Here is a 20,640-nt window from a genome sequence, read left to right on the forward strand (position 1 = left end):
CACCTCGCGGCGTTGTCGTCACTCACCATGGCTCCGCCATGCCTCGATCCTCCGCCTTGCGATGCACGCACCCCAGCCCCGCTCCTTCTCCCACCGCCCATTCGCCGGTCGGTCTAACATCGTGTAACCAGTGACGCAGGTCTCACCACCCCCGGACGGGGGTGGTGCCGCGGGCGGGAGGAAGTGGCATGGCCGAAGAGGGCGGGGCCGGGACGGCCCGGCCGGCCGGGGCGCCCGAGGTGACCGAGGCGGTGGAGATGCGGGCCGCCCTGGGGTGGCTGCGCAGGACGACCGGGCTGCCCATCGCCTTCGGCGGGCTCCTGCCCGAGTCGGGACACCTGCGGATCGCCGAGCTGAACGGCGCGGCGACGGGCGCGCTGCGCACCCTGGCGATCGCCTCGGGCAACGGTCTGGGCGGCAAGTCGATCGCGCTGTCGCGGCCCTGCGCGGTGACGGACTACGCGGTGGCCCGGCACATCAGCCACGAGTACGACGCGGCGGTGGCGGCGGAGGGCCTGCGCTCGGTGCTCGCGGTGCCCGTGGTCGTACGGCGCAAGGTGCGCGGTGTCCTGTACGGCGCCCTGCGCAGCGCCCTGCCGATCGGTGAGCGCACCTTCGACGCGGCGGTCGCCGCCGCGCGCGACGTCGAACAGGCCCTGGTCGTACGGGACGAGGTGCGGCGGCTGCTCGCGGTGACCCGGGAGCCGGCGGCGGGCCCGGACGCGTGGGAGGAGGTCCGCGCGGCCCACAGCGAGCTGCGGGCGCTGGCGCCGCGGATAGTCGACACGGCGCTGCGCGAGGAACTCCTCACCGTCTGCGGCCGTTTGGCGGGCGCGGCCGGCCCGGCGCGCACCGGCCCCGGGCAGCGGCCCCTGGCGGCGCTGGCACCGCGCGAGGTGGACGTGCTGGCGTGTGTCGCGGCGGGTTCGACCAACGCGAAGGCGGCCGAACTCCTGGGCCTGCGCCCGGAGACGGTGAAGGGCTACCTGCGCTCGGCGATGCGCAAGCTGGGCACGCACACCCGGCTGGAAGCCGTGGTGGCGGCGCGCCGGGCGGGGCTGCTGCCGTAGCGGCTGCGGGGCCGCCTCCGCCGGGACGAGCCCCCGGGAGTGCGTCCCCGAGGGCTCGTTGCGCGACGTGTGTGACCTGACGGCGGAACGACCGGCCGTGAGCGTTGTCCGCGACAACGCGCCTGGGACGAAGCCCCTTACGCGCGGCTGCAGGCGGTCTGAGCATGGGCAGGGGCCACTACACCGGTGTTCAGCAGTATCGCGATACAGCTGGGGTGGGGACCACCGAGAAACCGGCCGTAGCTGCATGCCGACGTAAGCTTGGGTCCGACCAAGTAGCCCTTGCTCGTCAGGTAGTTCGTGCACTGGCTCTGCGTGGCCTGTGCCGAGGTGGCGGTCGCCATGGGTACTCCCACGGCTCCCACGGTCATCGCCAGAGCGACCAGCGCTCGTTTCATCTTCATGCTTCCCCCTTGTGTGCTCCGGGCGTTTCCCCGAGGCGTGTGATGGTGACGGGATCGATCGTGCCGGGGTGTCGCGGGAGTGTCCTTGGCGTGGAGACCACACTGCTTGACGATGCGTCTATGTCGCGGTTCCGAACAGTCGCAGCTTCGTCGGGCCCGTCTCCGAGGAGAGTGTCCCGTGGGCCCGGTGACGGTAGTCACGGGGCGAGAGGCCGTATGCGGCGGTGAAGGCCCGGGTGAAGGCCGCGTGGTGGGTGAAACCCCAGCGGGCGGCGATGCGGTGGACCGGGGCCGCGTACTGGGCGCGGTCGGCAAGGTCGCGGCGGGCGTGCTCCAGGCGCTGGTGGCGTATCCAGGCCGAGACGGTGAGGTCCTGGTTCCGGAAGAGGGCGTGCAGGTGGCTGGTCGAAATGTGGTGCGCGGCGGCGATCGCGCCGGGGGTGAGACCCGGGTCGTGCAGATGGTGCTGGATGAAGGTCCGGATGCGCAGTGGCAGGCTCCGGTGGTGCGTCTCGGGCGGCAGGTCGTCGTCCGCGTCGAGGTGAGACGCCAGCGTGGCGGTGAACAGATCGATCAGGATCGTCTCCAGCCGCTGTTCATCGGCGGCCTGGTACGCATCGCTGTCCTCGGCCAGGCGGGTCAGGAATCCGCCGAGCAGCGCACCCATCCCTTCGTGTGCCGGCAGTCGCCGGGTCAGCAGTCGGCCGACGGCGCCCACGGGCAGCGGCACGAGCGACTTGGGCACTTCGAGCCCCACGCCGCGAAGGGGTCCGCCGAATACATGGCATTCATAGGGTTGTGAGGTGTCGACGACATACATCCCGTCGGCGCCGTGCACGGCCTCGCGCCCGGCTTGTGAGACGGCCATCGAACCGTTCAGCGGCAGGGAGAGGTGGTAGTTCTCGGGGTCGGACCGCCGGATCAGCCGGGGGGTCCGCCGGCAGCGCATCGACTGCCGCATGGTTCCCGGCCAGATCGAAAGAGAGCCGAGTTGAAGGTGGCGCGTCTCCGCGTGGAACGGCATGTCGGCGTCGCTGTCCACAGCCATGTCCATGGGACACAGCAGCCGGGTCATGCACTCACGCCAGTATCCGAATCGTTCCGCCGCAGGCACGCCCTCGGTCCGGAATACCGTCTCGATCACCGCCGTCCCCTCTCGTGCGGGGCTCGAACACACGGCCCGCGGTGCGGGCGGCCACGAGGTTCCCAGGCTTCCACGGTGCACTCCTCCGGCGTTGTCAGGCGGTTATGCCTACGTGGACGGGACGGCTCCGCAGGTTGTGACATGACCGAAGGTGACCTGCGTCTCCTCTCCCGCGCGGGCGGCTCGCCCAGGCCGATTTCCCCGGCATGCCACCTTTCCTTAAACAAAGTTCCGAATAAGAAACGACTGTTTGATTGGAATGCATTCGACACACACCGTCGGCTGGCTTGATTCGCCCGTCGCACACAAAACCGTCTTGGCCGCCGAGCCCGCCCCTTGTAGGCTTTTACATTCGAGCTACTTCGAGCTACTTCGAGCAACGTCAAGCAACACGGTCAGCCATTCTCCCGCCAACGACCTTTACGGGGAGCCACCATGGGACCGGACGAGCGGGCCCGGGGCCTCATTCGGTCCCTGTCGGAACATCTGATCAGCGGTGTCGCGGAAGAGCAGTGGGCACGGTCGCGTCGTGATTTCCTCACGCACGGATTCGCCAAGGTTCCTTTCCTCGCACCCGACGACATGAAGAACGGGATCGCCGAAGAAATCGAGGCGCTCATCGCCGCGCACGGCGTGCGGCGCGAAATGAGCTTCAAGGAGACCGGGGACACGCCCCGGCTGATGCGCAATGTCCGCCATCAGGAAATAAGCGAGCACGGATCCGTCATCCCGGCGGTGTACCGATCCGCCGATTTCCGGGAAGCGTTGAGCAGAATCGCGGGCGAGCCGGTATTCGAGTGCCCGTACGAACCCGAGCAGTACGTCATCACCGAACTGCGGCAGTCCGGTGACACCCACGGGTGGCACTGGGACGACTACAGCTTCGCGGTCGTGTGGGTCGTGGCCTGTCCGCCCGTGGAGCACGGCGGATTCGTCCAGTGCGTGCCCCGCACCCACTGGAACAAGGACGACCCGCAACTCCACCGGCAGTTCATCGAGCAGCCCATCCACTCCTTCGCACTGCGCCCCGGAGACCTGTACGTGTTGCGCACCGACACCACACTGCATCGCGTCTACCCGCTGACCCAGGGCCGGCGGCTGATCATCAACATGGGGTACGCGTCCCGGGCCGATCTGAGCCGGACGATCAGCCACGAGACCATGGACAACCTCTGGAAGGCACCCGAAGGACAGACCGCGTGACGCCGGTCAAGGGAGCCCCGCCGGACGCGTCCCGGCCTCCTCGACTCCGGCGCCGGATCGGCACCTCCGGGCTCGTCGTCCATTACGTCACCTCGGTGATGGGCGCGGGCGTGCTGCTCATTCCGGCTCTCGCCTGGAGCGCCGCGGGCCCGCTGTCCCTCGTCGCCTGGGGCTTTCTGATCCTCTACAGCTACCCCTTCGCGCTGATCTTCGCGAAGCTCTCCGTACGCCACCCCACCAGCAAAGGCGTCGCCCAGTTCGTGGAAGCGGCCTTCGGTCCCCGCGCGGGCCGTGTCGCCGCCGTCTTCCTCCTCATCACCCTGCTCGCCGGCAACCCCGTACTGGGCCTCGCGGCCGGCCGGTACCTGCTGGCGGCGGTGGACCCCGCCGCGTCCAACCGCACGGCCCTGCTCGCGGGCGCCGCGGTCATCGCCTGCTGCGTCGCGGTCAACCTGCTGGGCATCAGGGTGAGCACGGGGCTCCAACTGGTGGTGCTGGGTGCCGTGACACTGCTGCTCGTCGTGGTGATATGCCTGGCCCTCCCCCAGGGTGAGTACGCCCGCCTCGTGCCGTTCGCGCCGCACGGCTGGGGCTCGCTCGGCACCGCTCTGCTCATCTGCTTCTTCGGGTTCATCGGATGGGAGAACGCCGCCCCCGTGGCCGAGGAGGTCATCGACCCGGCGCGCAGCTTCCCGCGCGGCATCCTCGTCGCCGTCAGCTGCGTCGGCCTCCTCTACTTCGCCATGGCGCTCACCGTCGCCGTGGCCCTTCCCGACGCCGGAGGCGACCGGTCGGACCTGATGGCGTTCGTGCAACTCCTCCAGGCCGCCACCGGCGCCGGCCTGCGGAGCGTCGGCTACCTCATCGCCGGAGTCCTGCTGTTCCTGACGATGAACGCCTGGTGTCTCGGCACGTCACGGGTCGTCTTCGCGCTCGCCCGGGACGGCCTCCTGCCGGCCGGTCTCAGCCGGCTCTCCGCCCACCAGGGCGTCCCGGCTCGCGCCGTCCTCGCGCTGGTACCCGGCTACGCCGTGCCGGTGGTGCTCCTGCTGCTCGCCGACTCCAGCGAGGCGACGCTGATCAAGGCGTCGTCGGCGACCTATCTGCTCATCTTCCTCATGGCCTTCTTCGCCGCGACGCGGCTGCTGCCACGAGGCGGTGTCGCCCGGCTGAACGTGACCCTCATCGTGGCCACCCTCGCCATGCTGCCGTTCTTCGGGTTCAGCCTCGTCGTCGCCCTGGCGATGCTGCTCGTCGCACTCGTCGTCGAAAGCCTGACGCGCACGCCTTCCGGCCCATCCGCAGAGAGAGGGACACGCACATGACCGTCGCGCGACATCTCCTACGCATGCAGGATCTCTCCGCCGGGGAGGTGTGCTCGCTCCTCGACCTCGCCGAGGCGATGAAGCGGGGGCAGGACACGGGCGCCCCGCTGGCCGGACGCTGCGTCGGGCTGCTCTTCAACGTGCCTTCCACCCGGACGAGGGTCTCCTTCCAGGTCGCCGCCGCCCAGCTCGGCGCCGACAGTTTCCCGTACGGAGTGGAGGAACTGCGCCTGGCCAACCGGGAGTCCGTCGAGGACACCATCGGCGTACTGAACCGCTACCTCGACGCGCTCGTGGTGCGCTGGTACGACATGAAGGAGCCCGGCGCGGGACACGAGCGCCTGCGCACGATGGCCGGCCTCGCGACGATTCCCGTCATCAACGCCCTGGACGACGAGGAACACCCCTGCCAGGTCCTCGCCGACCTGCTGACCCTGCGGGAGCTGTTCGGAGCGGAGGCGCCGGCCCGGCGGGTCGTGTACGTCTGGTCCTACTCTCCCCGGCAGAAGACCCCGGGGGTCCTGCACTCCTCCCTGATGGCCGCGGCGCTGCTGGGACACCGCGTGACCGTCGCGCACCCACCCGGCTTCGCGCCCGCCGAGCGGGTGACCCGGTCCGCCCGGGCCATCGCCGCCCGTACCGGCGCCGACATCACGCTGACCGAGGACCTCGAAGAGGCCGTCCGGGGCGCGGCGGCCGTCTACACGCTGAGCTGGATGTCACCGACGCTCACCGGCCAGGACGAACTCCGGGCCAGGACCCGCCTCGCCGACCGGTGGCGCGTCACCGCCCCGCTGATGGAACGAGCGGGCGACGAGGCGGTGTTCCTCGACTGCATGCCCACCACACGGGGCGAGGAGGTCGACGCCGAGGTCAAGGACGGCCCGAGGTCCAGGATCTTCCAGCAGGCCGAGAACCGGCTGCACACCCAGAAGGCCCTGCTCACCCAGTTGTTCGACGGAACACTCACGGGAGACGGGCGATGACCGCCGGGCGGACGGCCGGGCGCGTGGCCCTGGTCACCGGGGGCGGTGGCGGAATCGGCTCCGCCGTCGCACGGCGGCTTGCGGAGGAAGGCGCCGCCGTGGCCGTCGTCGACCGGGACGCCACGGCCGAGACCGTGTCCGCGGGGATCCGCGCGACGGGCGGGCGCGCCGCCCCCTTCCTGTGCGACCTCTCGGACGAGAGCGCCGTCACCGACATGGTGAAGGAGGTCACGGGCACACTGGGCGACATCACCGATGTGTGCTGCGTCGCCGGCAGCATTCAGCGCGGCGCCGTCACCGACCTGTCCCTGGACTCCTGGCGCGGCACACTGGCGGACAACGTGGACTCCGTGTTCCTGGTCTGCCGCGCCGTCATTCCCCGGATGGAACGGGCCGGGAGCGGTCGTATCGTCACCGTCGCCTCCGGCTGGGGTCTGCGCGCGGGCGAGAAGGCCGCCGCGTACTGCACGGCCAAGGCCGGTGTCGTCATGCTGACCCAGGCCATGGCCCTGGACCACAGCCCCGCGGGGATCCGGGTCAACTGCGTGGCCCCCGGAGACACCCGCACCCCCATGCTCGCCCGCGAGGCACGTCAACTCGGCCAGTCCGAGGCGGACTTCCTCGCGGAGGCGGCCGACCGGCCCCTGGGCAGGATCGGCACACCGGAGGACATCGCCGCCGCCGTCGCCTTCCTGGCGGGCCCGGACGCGGACTTCATCACCGGTACGGTGCTCACGGTCGACGGCGGGGGCACCATCTGAGCCGACACTCACTGTGGTGGGCCGCGTCGGTACGGAGATGACTACACCCTGCATTGACATGCCCATGAACGGTCTCGATGGTCCAGGCCGAGCCCCTCCGTATGTGACCGGTGACGGCGACCTGCCCGCCCCGCCCGCGGGCAGCAGGATCGACACCGAGGCACACCGGCCGTCCGACACGGACAACTCCTTCAACGCCTGGACGACGCTGACGCACGCCGACAACCCCGCCTGAGCGGCACGGAGCCCCGCCGTGCGGCGCGCGGCGGGGCTCCGTCGGATCGCGGATACGACGGCCGGGGGTCCGGGGGTCCGGGTCAGACCGTGCCGAACTCCCCCGCCTTGACCCCCGCCACGAAGGCGGCGAACGAGTTGACGGGGAAGCCCAGAGCCGGACCGCCCGGGTTCTTGGAGTCACGGACGGGGACCACGCCGCACGTACCGGCGAGGTTGGCGGCGACCTCGACGCAGGCGCCGCCGTTGTTGCTGTACGAAGAGGTGAACCAGCGGGGGGATTCGGTCGTCACGGGGTGCCCTTTCGCAACTGGTTGATCATGGCCACGGCCGCCGCCTGCGACAGCGCTTCGGCCTGTAGTTGATGGTAGGCCGTCAACATGGGCAGTACGGAAGTACTTTCGCGGTCCAGATGCCCCTGGGCCTGGGACTCCGCGTAGCAGACCACGGACCGGTCCGACAGCGTCAGGAGGTAGACCGGCAGGTCGAACGTCCGGCGCTCGCCTATCTCGTAAGGCGCCACCTGGAGCAGCGTGTTCGGCAGCTCCGCGAACTCGGCCAGCCGCGCGAGTTGGGCATCCATGACGGCAGGTCCGCCGATGGGCCGACGGAGGCAGCTCTCGTCCATCGTCACGAAGATCATGGGGGGCCGGGGCCGCACCAGCGCCGCCTGCCGCTCCGCCAGGACCGAGACGCGTTCGTCCGCCTGCTCGGGCGTGATGGCTCCCCGCCGTACGGCGCTGTCCGCCAGCACCCGCGCGTACTCCGGTGTCTGCAACAGGCCGGGAATGATCCCGATCTCGTACAGCCGGATCTCCACCGCGCGGCCCTCATAGCCGACGTACTCCGGGAAGCCCTCCAGCAGTGAGCCGTGCCGGATCTCATGCCACTGGCGCTCGAACGCGTCGACCGTGTCGCCCGTCCCGAAGGCAAGGTCGGCACTACGCGAAAACCGAAGAGTCGGAACCTTCCGAGCAGTTTCCACCGCCGAAATATGCGTACTGGAATATCCCGTCCGTTCGGCGAGATCCTCCTGCTTCCATCCATGAGCCTCTCGCGATGTGCGGACGCGCGCCCCGAACGCGGCTTGGGGACTGCTCTCGGGGTCCAACTCCTTGCGGTTCACCGACCTGCCACCTGCTTTCCGTTCGTGCCTTACAAGTTGAAGACTTCCCCACTCCGGGCCAGGCCGAATCCCCTCGGTAGCGAAGCGACTACGGAGAGGAATGATTATGTCCGCCCAGAACTTTCCCGCCGAGCGACAGGAGCCCCCAGGTATCCCGGAGCCCGGTTGCGAAGTGTGCGCCTGGTGGGACAGACGCCGGGAGAACGCCCTCCGCGGGATCGGAGCGACCACCCCCGCGGAGTGCACCCGGCAGATCGCGGGGCACCCGCACAGAAGGGCCGGTGACATCCCATGACACCCGAACTCCGGGTCGGCGCGGCCGTGTTCGATCGCAGGGCGGACATGCCGGGGGTGATCCGGTCCTTCGCCGGAACGACGGTCCACCTGGTCCGTCCCTCGGGCCACACCTGGCAGACCGCCCTGATCTCCGTCCGTCCGGCGACCGAACGCGAACGGACCCAACTCCGGGCCCTGGCACGACTGCACCGGAAGCAACAGCCCCCTGCGGAGCGGCGGTCATGAGCGCACACCTCTACCAGGTGACCGTTCTCGGCGAGGGGCCGGTCAACGGCACGCGGGCCCGCGTCGTCCTCGCCACGGGACGGATGGCATCACCGGATCACGCCCTCGTGTTCCTGCGCCGTCAGGCCCGCCGCATCGCCGATGGCCTCGACCCCGGCCCGTGTTCCGCGTGGCTTCCTCCGGGTGCGACGGCTCCGACGGGGACCCGCACTCCCGACGTGCCCACCGAACTCCGCCTCTGGTGCGCCGACGCCGGGGCGCAGGGGATGGCGCGTACACAGCTCATCGCGGGAACGGAGTTCACCCTGAGGACAGTTGACGACGACGGGGTCTACACGCTCAGGGTGGTGCCGGTACCCCCGTACATTCCGCCCCCGGTGCACCGACCCAGTGGGCGGAGACGCCGAAAGCCCCGATGGTTCGGCCGCTTCGAGGCCGGAACCTCGGCACGGCGGACGGCAATCCCGCCACCCGATCAGCGTCCAGGCTGAAAATGATCGTTCACCGTTGATTCGCCTGCTGCCTGCAACGTAAAGTCCAGCTGAGCGAATAGGGGGTTTCGCACGCCGCCTCCTCATGACTAAAAGAGTAACAGGCTTTTGCGTGCATCGCCGCGCTTCCCGGTTTCCCGTTCGACGCAAGCGACGAGTACGGAGACAGGCTTCAAATGAAGAATCGGAATCGCACCGCAGCGGCCGCCGGAATGACAGCAGCACTTCTCCTCATTCTGGCACCTCAGGCTCTTGCAAATTGGTCGAGCAGCATATCGAGTGGGGGCGTCGGATTCGAGTCCCGCCGCTGGGAAGATGAACTCTACTCTCGGATTGAATTCACGGACTGCGATTTGGGTTCCCTGCATGGCGGCTCGAACAGTGTCGACGTACAGATGCGGGAGGACATTCCGGCATCTCCCGATGACTCTTACGACAACAAGACATTCACTGCATGTTTCTCAGGCGGGACCAGCAAAGGAGAGTGGACCGACCTGGGATCCGGAATGAAGGACATGTACTTCCAGTTGATGAAGGTCGGCGGCAGTACGGTGAACGGTAACACCGTGGACGTCGAAACGGTTTTCGTCGACACAACCAAGGCCTAATAATACCGCTTCCACATTCGGGGCTCGGTGAGAGCGATCCGCTCTCACCGAGCCCCGGTGGCATCTTCAGTGAGAGTTTCGATGAGACTTGCTACCAGCCTGCGTTCGGGCTGCGTGCGATGGGCTTCCCCGTTCGCGCTTGCATTGACACTATTCTACTACAACGTAGGCGAAACCCAGCCGCTTACAGAGTTTCACGGCTATGCGCCCGCCCTGGTGGCATCTCCTTTGATGATGCTGTACGCATTTTCCTACGCAATTTCCGCCTCGCTTGCGGCCTGGGAAAGCGGGCGCCTTTCGGCTGCGGGTATCTGGCAGCTCGCTCCCGCTCGCTCGCGTTTCAGGATCGCCGCCAACATTGTGCTGCCTGTCGTTCTTCTTTCATGGACGATGCTGCTCCTGCCGCCTGCGGTGTCCTTGATCAGGACGACGACGCTCCCCACGGTCGACAGTCTCCGCCTCCCGGCCATGGCGCTCTGCCTGTGCGTTGCCCACGCGACCATCGGCTTCGCCATCGGCCTCCGGGTGCCACGCGTCTTCGCCGTGCCGATCGTCGCAGTTGTGGATTTCATAATGGTGGCCTTTACCCGCGCGGTCCACCCGTACTGGCTTCGCCACGTCTCCGGCCAGTACAAGAATCTGAACTTCGGCGAGGTTCCCGCCCTTTCCTCGATCGCGGCACCCCTGCTCTTCGGCGGTGGCCTGGCTGTCGGCATCGCAATCATGTGGCTCCCGCTCCGCAGTCGGCTGATCCGGGGGCTGTCTGCCTGCCTGGTCGCGGCACTGGGTATTTTCAGCGCCTACCACATCACGTCCGGCTGGGGACATGATCCGTCGCTCATCTCCGGCCGAGCACCGGTCACTTGCCGCGGCCAGGCACCAAAAATCTGCATGCCGACGGCGACAGCGGCTGCGCTGGCCAACGTCCGCAAGGAGTCGTTGGCGGCCTTGACGACCTTGCGGTCCAGGGGTGTGCCGGCCTCCCCGGAAATCATCACGGACCGTCTCGCGGAGGGGCGAAGCTACCGCCCGTCGACGAACAGTGTCTGGCGTCTGTCGCTGACGTCTGCGGACAGGACCGGCGGCGTACGCTACCAAGTGGCCATGACAGCAGTGCGTTTCCCCTGCGACAGAGCGGACGCCGTACCGGCTCGAGCGGCTCTGCTCTGGGCGGCCTCTGTCGTCGGGGAGCAGGAGCGATACACGCGAAGCATGAAAGCGGAAGCACGGTCACCGCAACAAGCCAGGGACAGCGAACAGATACACAGCATCGTCAAGGACGTCCTCGTCCAGCCTGTCGAAAAGCAAAGCGCCTGGTTCCAGAGCACTCTGACCGCCGCATGCGGCGGGAGCGGCAGGTGACTCTGTGGCTGAAGGCTCGTCGCGCTCACACCGTTCTGCCTTTTTCGCTCCTGCTTTTCACTGTCTTCGCCGTACTGGTACGCGATGTTGTTGTCGTTCTGCCCTCCATTGCCGGCAGTCATCAGGTGGTGCTGTCACTCTTCGTGCCGATTCCACTCGTGGCCGGCATGGCCCTCTGCCTTGAATCACGGGTCGCGGCCGCTGAAGCCTCCGCGGTCCGCACGGTGGCCCGCCTGGACGCCGGGCTGGTACTGGCCACCATGGCCGCAGCAGTAAGTATCAGTCTTCTGATCCGCCAGGTAACACAGGCCCCACAGGTCGACATCACGGGAAGGAATACCGTTTTCCTGACCGGCCTGATGCTGTGTGGACGGATAATTTCCAGACAGCGCGCCGTTCTGATTCCCACGGTATGGCCGATCGTCGTGGTTCTGGTCGGCTTCAGGCCCACGGGTGACGCCTATCCATGGACAATCATTCCGGAGCCTGCCGGCGCTCCACACGCGACCATTGCCGCCGCGCTGTTCATGTGTACCGGAATCCTTGCACAGCTTTACACCTCAAGGAAGATCTCGTGACTCTGGAAATCGCCTCCTGCACTTACGGCTACCGGCGCCGGGATATCATCCTGCGCGATTTCAGTTACCGTGTGCCCGACGGACTGACGGTCCTCCTCGGCCCGAACGGGGCAGGAAAGTCGACACTTCTCAAGCTCGCGGCGTCGGTCGTCCAGCCCTCTTCCGGCAGAGTAACTCTGGATGGGATGGATGCCGGCACCGCGAAATTCCGGCAAGCAGTGGCCTGGATGCCTCAGGACATCGTGTCCATGCCGTCCCTCACAGCACGCGAGTACGTCGCCTACGTGGGATGGCTCAAGGGAATGACCCGCCGGGATGCGTGGAGTGAGGCGCGCAGGGCTCTCCACCGTGTCGAACTCACCGACAAGAGCAATATAAAGAGCGGGCAACTGTCGGGCGGGCAACTGCGGCGCGTAGGGGTAGCCGCTGCCCTGGTCCACGGAGCCCGCGTTCTCCTGCTGGACGAACCAACGGCAGGAATGGACCCACATCAGCGACGTGTCTTCCGCGACACTCTGTCCAGCCTGGTTTCCGATGGCGTGCGGATACTGCTTTCCACGCACGATGTCGCAGACCTCGCGGAGGAAGCGCATCACGTCACGGTACTCAACGGCGGGCGAGTCCTGCAGCACGGGAACACGGACGCGTTCTTCGCCCACACTCCCCCCGGAACAGTGGCCGGCCGCGCAGCTGAGGCCGCTTACACCGAAATCCTGTCCCGACAAGGTGTATCAACAGCCTGACGAAGATACACAGCGGGGAAAACAGGCCGTCGAGTGCTTCGAGCCGGGCTGCGGAGGGGAGGCGGCCCGGGGTCATCTCCCGGCCCGTCTCCCCCGTCGTACGGCGTCGCGCTACGGCGCCGTCGGACGGCGCGCCGGGCGTGCCAGGGTGTAGCCGCCGATGCCCGCGAGCGCGCCGAGCACTCCTCCGGCGACGGTCCACAGCCAGCGGTTCGACCACCGGCCGGAGGACCAGCCGTCCTCCGGCTCGACGCCGGAGGCGGCGAGTCGCGCGCCCTCGGCCGAGGCGCCGCCGCCCGCCTGCGAGACGGTGGTGCGGCCGGGCGTCAGCGGTACGGCCAGCTTGCCGTCGACCGCGTGGGCGCCGCCCTGGTCGGGGGTCTCGGCCTTGATCTCCGCCCGTACCGGCAGCCCGAGGTCCTTCTCGTCGGCGTCCCGGACGGTGAGCCGTACGTAGTAGCTGCCGGGCAGCGGATCGTTGGACCACGGCTCGGCCCACGCCCGTACGGTACGGAGCACGCAGCGCAGCTCGACGGTGTCCGCGGCGGCGGCGAGCGCCTTCGTCTGGGCGCCGTACATGCACGGCTGGCGGCGGCGCAGACCGTCGTAGACGTCCACCTGCCAGGTGGCCGCGCCCTTCCGCGTGGCGGCGGACTCGGGGAGCGTGACCTTGGCGGTGACGGTGGCGCGCTGTCCGGTGTCCACCGGGAAGACCCAGTAGAGGTAGTCACCCGAGGAGCCGTCCGCCGTCGCCGTCTGTCCCGGGCGGAAGGCGGTGGCCGTACGGAACGACGTACCGGCCTCGGTGGGCGCCGGCGGGCCGTCGGAATCGTCGGAGTCGGTGGCCTCGGCGGAGGGCGTGGGGCTGTCCTCCGCGACGGCGGTGCCCGGCGCCCCGAGGAGCAGCGCTCCCGCGAGCAGGGATCCGGCGACCACGGACCGCGCGGCCCTGGCGTGTGTGAACAGACCGGCGATACGCATCAGTTGCTCCAGACGATACGAAGACGCGAGATCCAGCCCCAGAGCAGTCCGGCGAGCAGACCGGTCAGCGCCAGTACGCCGAGCAGCCACCAGCCGTGGCCGAGGCCGAAGGAGGCGACGTCGGACGCGGCGTCGGGCGCGTCGACGAGGTCGACGGTCAGCTCGACGGGCAGGCCCGGGGTGGTCTTGACGGAGGCGGGCGCGGAGAACGCGTTGCTGACCTGGAGGCAGACCGTCTCGGCGGCGGGCTTCTCGTCGTCGGAAGCGTCCTCGTCGGCGTCGCCATCCGGCTTCGGGTAGCGCAGCCCGGCCGAGATCACGTCCGTACGTCCGTCGCCGGCTTCCGAGCCGCGGACGATCTCCCGGCCGTGGACGGTGACCGCGCGCAGCAGCACGCCGTAGTCCTGGTTGACGGCGCGGTCGGCGGCGATGCTCACCGAGGCGCGCAGCTCCTGGCCGGGGAGGACGTCCACCCGGTACCAGCGGTGCTCGGAGAACGCCTCGCGGTCGCTGTAGAGGCCGGGCTTGATCGTCGGGGCGTCGGCGCAGCGCGCGGCGCCCTCGGTCGCGACGGGGGTGACGACCGGGTCGGCGGCCCGGTCGACCAACTGCGTGACGCGGCGCGAGAGTTCGTCGGTGTGCTGGACCGAGGTGAAGGTGCCGCCGGTGGCCTCGGCGATGCAGGTGAGCTGGCGGCGGGTCTTGTCGTCGGGGACCAGACCCAGGGTGTCGATGGTGAGGTGGATGCCCTTGGCGGCGATCTCACGCGCGACCTCGCAGGGGTCGAGCGGTGCGCAGGTATCCTCGCCGTCGGTGATCAGAACGATACGGCGGGTGGCCTCTTCGTCCCCTTCGAGGTCCTGGGCGGCACCGAGGAGGGCCGGGCCGATGGGCGTCCAGCCGGTGGGGGCGAGGGTGGCGACCGCGGTCTTCGCCTCCGTACGGTCCAGCGGCCCCACGGGGTAGAGCTGCTCGGTGTCCTTGCAGCCGACCTTGGTGTCCTTCCCGGGGTAGTTGGCACCGAGCGTCCGGATGCCCAGCTCCACCTCCTGCGGAACGGCGTCGAGCACCTCGTTGAAGGCTTGTTTCGCAGCCGCCATCCGGGACTGGCCGTCGATGTCACGGGTCCGCATCGAGCCGCTGACGTCGAGGACGAGATCGACCTTCGGCGCCGGCTGGCCGGTGGGTTCATCGGCGGCGGCAGCGGCGGGAGGAAAGAGTCCTACGGCCAGGGTGGCCACCAGACCGCACACGGCGGCTGCCGACCGTCTACTTATGATCATCGCCGGATGATAGTGATAGTGCACCCGGGGGGACAAACGGAAACTGACGGACCGTCAGTTGCTTTCCGGGAGATGACGGACCGGTGTCTCCCGGGCCACGGGGTATACACCTCAGGGTGATTTCGTGCATGGGAGCGCTCCCAGTGGTTGGATGACTGAAGCCCGTGCCCTGCGTACCGATCAGGCCGGGCTCAGGCTGACTGGAGGTCGCACGATGGTGACGAAGGCACGCACGGGCCAGCCCACCCTGGAGGAGGTCGCCGCGCTCGCCGGCGTCGGCCGGGGCACGGTCTCCCGCGTCATCAACAACTCACCCCGCGTGAAGGACACCACCCGGCACCTCGTCGAGCAGGCGATCGCCCAGCTGGGCTACATACCCAACCGCGCCGCCCGCGCGCTCGCGGGCAGCCGTACGGACGCGGTCGCGCTGGTCATACCGGAGACGGAGAAGCGGTTCTTCGCCGAGCCGTACTTCTCCGAGATCGTGCACGGCGTGGGCGACGGGCTGGCCGACACCGATCTCCAGCTGCTGCTCACACTCGTCCGCACCGAGAGCGAGCGGCAGCGCTTCCTCCAGTACGCGCGGGCCCGCCGGATCGACGGCGTCCTGCTGGTCTCCGTACACGGCGACGACCCGCTGCCCGACCTCCTCGCGGAGATGGAGATGCCGACCGTCCTGAGCGGCCGGCGCTCCGGCGAGGAGTCGGTGTCGTACGTCGACTCGGACAACGTGGGCGGCGCCCGCACCGCCGTGCGCCACCTCTGGGAGTCCGGACGGCGCGCGATCGGCACGATCACCGGACCGCTGGACATGTACGTGGCGCAGTGCCGGCTCCGGGGGTACGAGGAGGCCGTACGGGACACGTCGGGCGGCGGCCCCGGTCCCACGTGGATCGCGCACGGCGACTTCACGGAGGAGAGCGGACGCCGCGCGATGACCGAGCTGCTGACCAGGAACCCCGGCATCGACGCGGTCTTCGCGGCCTCCGACGTGATGGCGGTGGGCGCCCTGCACGCGCTGCGCGCGGTGGGCCGCAGAGTCCCCGAGGACGTGGCCGTGGTGGGGTTCGACGACTCCCCCATCGCCCGCCACACCGACCCCCAACTGACCTCCGTACGGCAGCCGGTGGAGGAGATGGGCCGCACGATGGCCCGGGTGCTGCTGGAGACGATCAACGACTCCTCGGCGGCCTGGCAGCACGTGGTACTGCGCACCGAACTGGTACGGCGGACCTCGGGCTGACCCGCCGGGCGGCGGCACCCCCGGCAATCCGCCGCCCCGCGCACCGTCCTGCAGCGGCCAGGCCCCAACCCCGCGTCTCAGCAACGGTCTTGACAACGGCCGACCCCTCGACAAGGCTCATGGGAGCGCTCCCACACCGGAGGAGGCGGTTCCTCACATCGCCGCCCCGCTCGGACTGCCGTAACCCGGCGCGGGGGCGCGCCCCCGCCCACCAGGCGGGGCCCGGCGCCGTTCCGTCCCGCATCCGTGGGGGACGCGGGACGGAACGGCGCCCGCGGAGAGCTCCGCCCTCGACAAGCGGGGAGGGCCCGCCGGCAAGCTGACGGACCCTCGTTCGGACATCCACCGCGCCGGGGCGCATGGTCAACCGATGTTCAGCCAGGGTGACCACTGGGTGCGGTTGTGGTCTGTTCCTTCCGCGCCATCTCGTCGGAGGACGCGGAACCTGACCTTGCTGTCCTCCCGCATGTCGTAGTTGCAGTAGCCAACCGCCCCGCTGCCCCCGGACTGGTGACACTCACCCGTACGGCCGTAGTCGGTCTCCCAGTCGGCGACGACCCGCATGCCATCAGCTCGGAAGTCGGAGACCTTGAACTTGTCCCCGTACGACACGAAGCACGCCTCGCCCGCCTCGTCACCGGCGTAGTCGTAGACAAGCTGACACCAGTCGCCGGCGGCGGTCGCCGACACCTCGCTGTTGTCGGCCGTGCTGACCCCGACACTGTCGGCCGCCTGAGCGGAACCTGTTGTTACGACAATGCTGGCGACACTGATGGCAGCCACCGCTGCCAGTCGAATCCTCAAGACTCATTCCCCCCCACATTGATGTGCCCATGGCGTCTTCCGCCAGCCAGGACGCTAAGAGGTGAGGCATGTTGGGATCAACCGTGCACGATGCATGGGTAGTGTGCACACTGCGCGCCGGTCACGTGCGGGGTGAGGCGTGGATGTCGATGCCGACACTGTTGGTGTTCCGCAGTGGGACACCACGGACCGGCCGGTCAGGCGGCGGACCCGAGCCGTCGCCGCCCCGCCCGCGTCCCGTCGTGGTGGATCGGTGTCCGCGCGCCCGTCAGCGGGGTGCCGGTGCCGCCCCGCCGGGTGGCGACGATCTCCGCCGCGATGGACAGCGCGGTCTCCTCGGGGGTACGGGCGCCGAGGTCCAGGCCGATCGGCGAGTGCAGCCGGGCGAGTTCGGCGGCGGTGAGGCCGGCCTCACGCAGGCGCCGGTCGCGGTCGGCGTGGGTGCGTCGCGAGCCCATCGCGCCGACGAAGGCGACGGGCAGCCGCAACGCCAGCTCCAGCAGCGGCACATCGAACCTGGCGTCGTGCGTGAGCACGCAGAGCGCCGTACGGGCGTCGACCGCGGTCCGGGCGAGATAGCGGTGCGGCCAGTCCACCACGACCTCGTCGGCGGCCGGGAACCGGTCGCGCGTGGCGAAGACGGGCCGCGCGTCGCAGACCGTCACGTGGTAGCCGAGGAACTTCCCCGCCCCGGCCAGCGCGGCGGCGAAGTCGACCGCGCCGAAGACGATCATGCGCGGGGGCCGGGTGCTCGTCTCGACCAGCAGCGTCAGGGGCCGCCCGCAGCGCGCGCCCCGCTCGCCGATCAGGACCTGGCCCGTACCGCCGGTGTCCAGCAGGGCGCGCGCCTCGTCCGCCGCCGTACGGTCCAGCTCCGGACCGCCGCCGAAGCCGCCCTCGTACGAGCCGTCGGGCCGTACGAGCAGGGCGCGGCCGAGCAGTTCGGCCGGTCCTTCCGTGATCCGCGCGAGCGCCGCGGGCTCCCCGCGCGCGGCGGCGCCGAGGGCCGCCACGAGCACCGCCCCTGCGGGGGTGCGGGGCCGGAGCGGGGTGATGAGGACGTCGATGACACCGCCGCAGGTGAGCCCGGCGGCGAAGGCGTCGTCGTCGCTGTATCCGAAGCGCTCCAGGACCGTGTTCCCGTCGCGGAGCGCCTGGCGGCACAGCTCGTACACGGCGGCCTCCACACAGCCGCCGGAGACCGAGCCGATCACCTCGCCCTCGCCGTCGACGGCGAGGGCGGCGCCCGGCTGCCGGGGCGCGCTGCCGCTGACGGCCACGACGGTGGCGACGGCGATGTCACGGCCCTCACCGGCCCAGCGGTGCAGCTCTTCCGCGATGTCCAGCATGTCGGTCGGTCTCCTCGGGACGGGTGCCGGTGCGCGTCAGGTGCCGGTGAGGTGTTCCGGGCGTACGGGCGTACGGTTCAGCTCCAGGCCCGTCGCCGCGCGGATCGCCGCGAGGACCGCCGGGGTGGACGAGAGCGTCGGCGCCTCGCCGACGCCGCGCAGCCCGTACGGCGCGTGGTCGTCGGCCAGTTCCAGGATGTCGACGGGCATGGTCGGCGTGTCGAGGATCGTCGGGATCAGATAGTCGGTGAAGGACGGATTGCGGACCTTCGCCGTGACGGGGTCCACGATGATCTCCTCCATCACCGCGACGCCCAGCCCCTGCGTGGAGCCGCCGTGGATCTGGCCGAGGACGGAGAGCGGGTTGAGCGCCTTGCCGACGTCCTGCGCGACGGCCAGTTCGACCACCTTGACCAGCCCGAGCTCCGTGTCGACCTCCACGACCGCGCGGTGCGCGGCGAAGGAGTACTGGACATGGCCGTTCCCCTGTCCGGTACGGAGGTCGAACGCCTCGGTCGGGCGGTGCCGCCACTCCCGCTCCACCTCGACCGCCTCGTCCTCCAGGACGTCCACCAGGGCGGCCAGCACCTCGCCGCCGTCGGTGACCACCTTGCCGTCCTCCAGCAGCAGTTCGGCCGTGGCCCAGGCCGGGTGGTACGTGCCGAACTTGCGCCGGCCGATCTCCAGGACCCGCTCCCTGACGTGCTCGCAGGAGTTCTTGACGGCGCCGCCGGTGACATAGGTCTGCCGGGAGGCGGAGGTGGAGCCCGCCGAGCCGACCCGGGTGTCCGCCGGGACGATGGTGACCTGGGTGACGCCGAGTTCGGTACGGGCGATCTGCGCGTGGACGGTGACCCCGCCCTGGCCGACCTCGGCCATCGCGGTGTGCACGACGGCGACGGGCACCCCGCCCACCACTTCGAGCCGTACGCGCGCGGTGGAGTAGTCGTCGAAGCCCTCGGAGAAGCCGACGTTCTTGATGCCGACCGCGTAGCCGACACCGCGGACCACGCCCTCGCCGTGCGTGGTGTTGGAGAGGCCGCCGGGCAGCGCCCGTACGTCCGCCTCCTCCCCCGCCACCAGCCACTGCCGCTCGGGCGGGAGGGGCCGGGCCTTGACGCGGCGCAGCAGTTCGGCGACGGGCGCCGGGGAGTCGACGCGCTGGCCGGTCGGCAGCAGGGTGCCCTGCTCCATGGCGTTGATCCGGCGGAACTCCACCGGGTCCATGCCGAGCGCGGCGGCCACCTTGTCCATCTGGGCCTCGTACGCGAAGCACGCCTGGACGGCGCCGAAGCCGCGCATCGCGCCGCAGGGCGGGTTGTTGGTGTAGAGGGCGAGCGCCTCGATGTCGACGTCCTCCACGGCGTACGGTCCCGCCGAGAGGGAGGCCGCGTTGCCGACGACGGCCGGGGAGGACGAGGCGTACGCGCCGCCGTCGAGGACGATCCGGCACTTCATGTGGGTGAGCTTGCCGTCGCGCGTCGCGCCGTGCTCGTAGTGCAGCCTGGCCGGGTGGCGGTGGACATGGCCGAAGAAGGACTCGAAGCGGTTGTAGACGATTTTGACCGGTCTGCCGGTGCGCAGCGCGAGCAGGCAGGCGTGGATCTGCATCGAGATGTCCTCGCGGCCGCCGAAGGCCCCGCCGACGCCGGAGAGCGTCATGCGGACCTTCTCCTCGGGGAGGCCGAGGACGGGCGCCATCTGGGCGAGGTCGGCGTGCAGCCACTGGGTGGCGACGTAGAGGTCGACGCCGCCGTCCTCGGCGGGCACGGCGAGGCCGGACTCGGGGCCGAGGAACGCCTGGTCCTGCATGCCGAAGACGTAGTCGCCGGTGATGATCACATCGGCGCGTTCGGCGGCCCGGGCGGCGTCGCCGCGGATCACCGGCTGGCGGTGCAGCACGTTGGGGTGCGGGACGTGGCGCGCGTAGGGGTCGGTGCGGTGCTCGTGGACCAGCGGGGCGCCGGGGGCGGTCGCGGACGCCTCGTCGGTGACGACCGGCAGGTCCGCGTAGTCGATCCGGATCTTCGCGGCGGCGCGGCGGGCGGTCTCCGGGTGGTCGGCGGCGACGAGGGCGACCGGCTCGCCGTGGTGCCGGACCTTGCCGTGGGCGAGGACGGGGGTGTCCTTGATCTCCAGGCCGTAGTGCGTGACGGCGGCGGGGAGGTCCTCGTACGTCAGCACGGCGTGGACGCCGGGGGTGGCCAGGGCCTCGGCGGTGTCGATGGAGCGGATCTCGGCGTGGGCCACGGTGGAGCGCAGGGTGTGGCCCCAGAGCATGTCCTCGTGCCACAGGTCGGAGGCGTACGCGAACTCGCCGGTGACCTTGAGGGTGCCGTCGGGTCGGAGGGTCGACTCGCCTATGCCGCCGCGGGTGCCGGAGCCCTGGGTGAGGCTGGTGGGGATGCCGGTGGTGGCCATGG

The 20,640-nt window shown here is 69.7% G+C and carries 20 protein-coding genes; 12 read left to right on the forward strand and 8 right to left on the reverse strand.

The features are described from left to right. Window positions 1-188: 188 nt before the first annotated feature. Window positions 189-1,070, forward strand: coding sequence for a LuxR C-terminal-related transcriptional regulator (locus tag AB0P17_RS06380; RefSeq protein WP_365808125.1), 882 nt, complete (start codon window positions 189-191; stop codon window positions 1,068-1,070). Between the two features lie 522 nt (window positions 1,071-1,592). On the opposite strand, the gene AB0P17_RS06385 is transcribed toward AB0P17_RS06380, so the two are convergent. Continuing rightward, window positions 1,593-2,549, reverse strand: a complete 957-nt coding sequence (locus AB0P17_RS06385; RefSeq protein WP_365808127.1) for a helix-turn-helix domain-containing protein — start codon at window positions 2,547-2,549, stop codon at window positions 1,593-1,595. Window positions 2,550-3,053: 504 nt separating this feature from the next. On the opposite strand from AB0P17_RS06385, the gene AB0P17_RS06390 reads away from it, so the two are divergent. The 5 genes from AB0P17_RS06390 (at window position 3,054) to AB0P17_RS06410 (ending at window position 7,128) form a co-directional block, all read left to right on the forward strand. After that, window positions 3,054-3,821 (forward strand): ArpA protein, encoded by a 768-nt coding sequence (locus AB0P17_RS06390; protein ID WP_365808129.1) that lies wholly within the window; start codon window positions 3,054-3,056, stop codon window positions 3,819-3,821. Next, complete coding sequence (locus AB0P17_RS06395) at window positions 3,818-5,146, forward strand: amino acid permease (RefSeq protein ID WP_365808131.1); 1,329 nt, start codon at window positions 3,818-3,820, stop codon at window positions 5,144-5,146. The genes AB0P17_RS06390 and AB0P17_RS06395 overlap by 4 nt, the downstream gene beginning before the upstream one ends. Beyond that, window positions 5,143-6,132 carry an ornithine carbamoyltransferase gene (locus tag AB0P17_RS06400; protein ID WP_365808133.1) on the forward strand — a complete coding sequence of 330 codons (990 nt, stop codon included), beginning with the start codon at window positions 5,143-5,145 and terminating at the stop codon, window positions 6,130-6,132. Before AB0P17_RS06395 ends, AB0P17_RS06400 begins: the two co-directional genes overlap by 4 nt. Then, window positions 6,129-6,893: an SDR family NAD(P)-dependent oxidoreductase gene (locus AB0P17_RS06405; protein WP_365808135.1), complete on the forward strand. Its 765-nt coding sequence runs from the start codon at window positions 6,129-6,131 to the stop codon at window positions 6,891-6,893. Before AB0P17_RS06400 ends, AB0P17_RS06405 begins: the two co-directional genes overlap by 4 nt. A gap of 103 nt (window positions 6,894-6,996) precedes the next feature. After that, entirely contained in the window at window positions 6,997-7,128 is a 132-nt protein-coding gene (locus AB0P17_RS06410) for a hypothetical protein (RefSeq protein WP_365808137.1), read from the forward strand. Window positions 7,129-7,210: 82 nt separating this feature from the next. Here AB0P17_RS06410 and AB0P17_RS06415 read toward each other — a convergent pair whose 3' ends face one another. Both AB0P17_RS06415 and AB0P17_RS06420 read right to left on the reverse strand, forming a co-directional pair. Continuing rightward, complete coding sequence (locus AB0P17_RS06415; RefSeq protein ID WP_365808139.1) at window positions 7,211-7,420, reverse strand: DUF397 domain-containing protein; 210 nt, start codon at window positions 7,418-7,420, stop codon at window positions 7,211-7,213. Next, on the reverse strand, window positions 7,417-8,253 hold the full coding sequence (locus AB0P17_RS06420; protein ID WP_365808141.1) for a helix-turn-helix transcriptional regulator: 837 nt from the start codon (window positions 8,251-8,253) through the stop codon (window positions 7,417-7,419). The genes AB0P17_RS06415 and AB0P17_RS06420 overlap by 4 nt, the downstream gene beginning before the upstream one ends. Before the next feature lie 291 nt (window positions 8,254-8,544). Here AB0P17_RS06420 and AB0P17_RS06425 point away from each other — a divergent pair, with 291 nt between their 5' ends. From AB0P17_RS06425 to AB0P17_RS06445, 5 genes are all read left to right on the forward strand, one after another. Beyond that, on the forward strand, window positions 8,545-8,775 hold the full coding sequence (locus AB0P17_RS06425; RefSeq protein WP_365808142.1) for a hypothetical protein: 231 nt from the start codon (window positions 8,545-8,547) through the stop codon (window positions 8,773-8,775). Window positions 8,776-9,442: 667 nt separating this feature from the next. Further along, window positions 9,443-9,874, forward strand: a complete 432-nt coding sequence (locus AB0P17_RS06430; protein WP_365808144.1) for a hypothetical protein — start codon at window positions 9,443-9,445, stop codon at window positions 9,872-9,874. Window positions 9,875-9,955: 81 nt separating this feature from the next. Continuing rightward, window positions 9,956-11,236 (forward strand): hypothetical protein, encoded by a 1,281-nt coding sequence (locus tag AB0P17_RS06435; RefSeq protein WP_365808145.1) that lies wholly within the window; start codon window positions 9,956-9,958, stop codon window positions 11,234-11,236. Next, on the forward strand, window positions 11,233-11,814 hold the full coding sequence (locus tag AB0P17_RS06440) for a hypothetical protein (RefSeq protein ID WP_365808147.1): 582 nt from the start codon (window positions 11,233-11,235) through the stop codon (window positions 11,812-11,814). Before AB0P17_RS06435 ends, AB0P17_RS06440 begins: the two co-directional genes overlap by 4 nt. Then, the gene (locus AB0P17_RS06445) at window positions 11,811-12,557 is read left to right on the forward strand and encodes an ATP-binding cassette domain-containing protein (protein WP_365808148.1); all 747 of its coding nucleotides are present in this window, start codon (window positions 11,811-11,813) and stop codon (window positions 12,555-12,557) included. Before AB0P17_RS06440 ends, AB0P17_RS06445 begins: the two co-directional genes overlap by 4 nt. A gap of 111 nt (window positions 12,558-12,668) precedes the next feature. Here the strand turns inward: AB0P17_RS06445 and AB0P17_RS06450 are convergent, their stop codons facing one another. Both AB0P17_RS06450 and AB0P17_RS06455 read right to left on the reverse strand, forming a co-directional pair. Then, the gene (locus AB0P17_RS06450) at window positions 12,669-13,538 is read right to left on the reverse strand and encodes a hypothetical protein (RefSeq protein ID WP_365808150.1); all 870 of its coding nucleotides are present in this window, start codon (window positions 13,536-13,538) and stop codon (window positions 12,669-12,671) included. Next, window positions 13,538-14,821, reverse strand: coding sequence for a VWA domain-containing protein (locus AB0P17_RS06455; protein ID WP_365808152.1), 1,284 nt, complete (start codon window positions 14,819-14,821; stop codon window positions 13,538-13,540). The genes AB0P17_RS06450 and AB0P17_RS06455 overlap by 1 nt, the downstream gene beginning before the upstream one ends. 217 nt (window positions 14,822-15,038) lie before the next feature. Here AB0P17_RS06455 and AB0P17_RS06460 point away from each other — a divergent pair, with 217 nt between their 5' ends. Continuing rightward, a complete protein-coding gene (locus AB0P17_RS06460) occupies window positions 15,039-16,064 on the forward strand; it encodes a LacI family DNA-binding transcriptional regulator (RefSeq protein ID WP_365808454.1) in 1,026 nt (341 codons plus the stop codon). Between the two features lie 363 nt (window positions 16,065-16,427). On the opposite strand, the gene AB0P17_RS06465 is transcribed toward AB0P17_RS06460, so the two are convergent. The 3 genes from AB0P17_RS06465 to AB0P17_RS06475 all read right to left on the reverse strand — a co-directional run bounded on the left by AB0P17_RS06465 (window position 16,428) and on the right by AB0P17_RS06475 (window position 20,638). Further along, complete coding sequence (locus AB0P17_RS06465) at window positions 16,428-16,847, reverse strand: hypothetical protein (protein WP_365808153.1); 420 nt, start codon at window positions 16,845-16,847, stop codon at window positions 16,428-16,430. Window positions 16,848-17,065: 218 nt separating this feature from the next. Beyond that, on the reverse strand, window positions 17,066-18,217 hold the full coding sequence (locus tag AB0P17_RS06470; protein ID WP_365808155.1) for an XdhC/CoxI family protein: 1,152 nt from the start codon (window positions 18,215-18,217) through the stop codon (window positions 17,066-17,068). 36 nt (window positions 18,218-18,253) lie between these two features. Beyond that, window positions 18,254-20,638: a molybdopterin cofactor-binding domain-containing protein gene (locus AB0P17_RS06475; RefSeq protein WP_365808456.1), complete on the reverse strand. Its 2,385-nt coding sequence runs from the start codon at window positions 20,636-20,638 to the stop codon at window positions 18,254-18,256. Window positions 20,639-20,640 lie beyond the last annotated feature (2 nt).

Origin of the sequence: Streptomyces sp. NPDC088124, from assembly GCF_040685895.1 — a bacterium.
Taxonomy (GTDB): domain Bacteria; phylum Actinomycetota; class Actinomycetes; order Streptomycetales; family Streptomycetaceae; genus Streptomyces.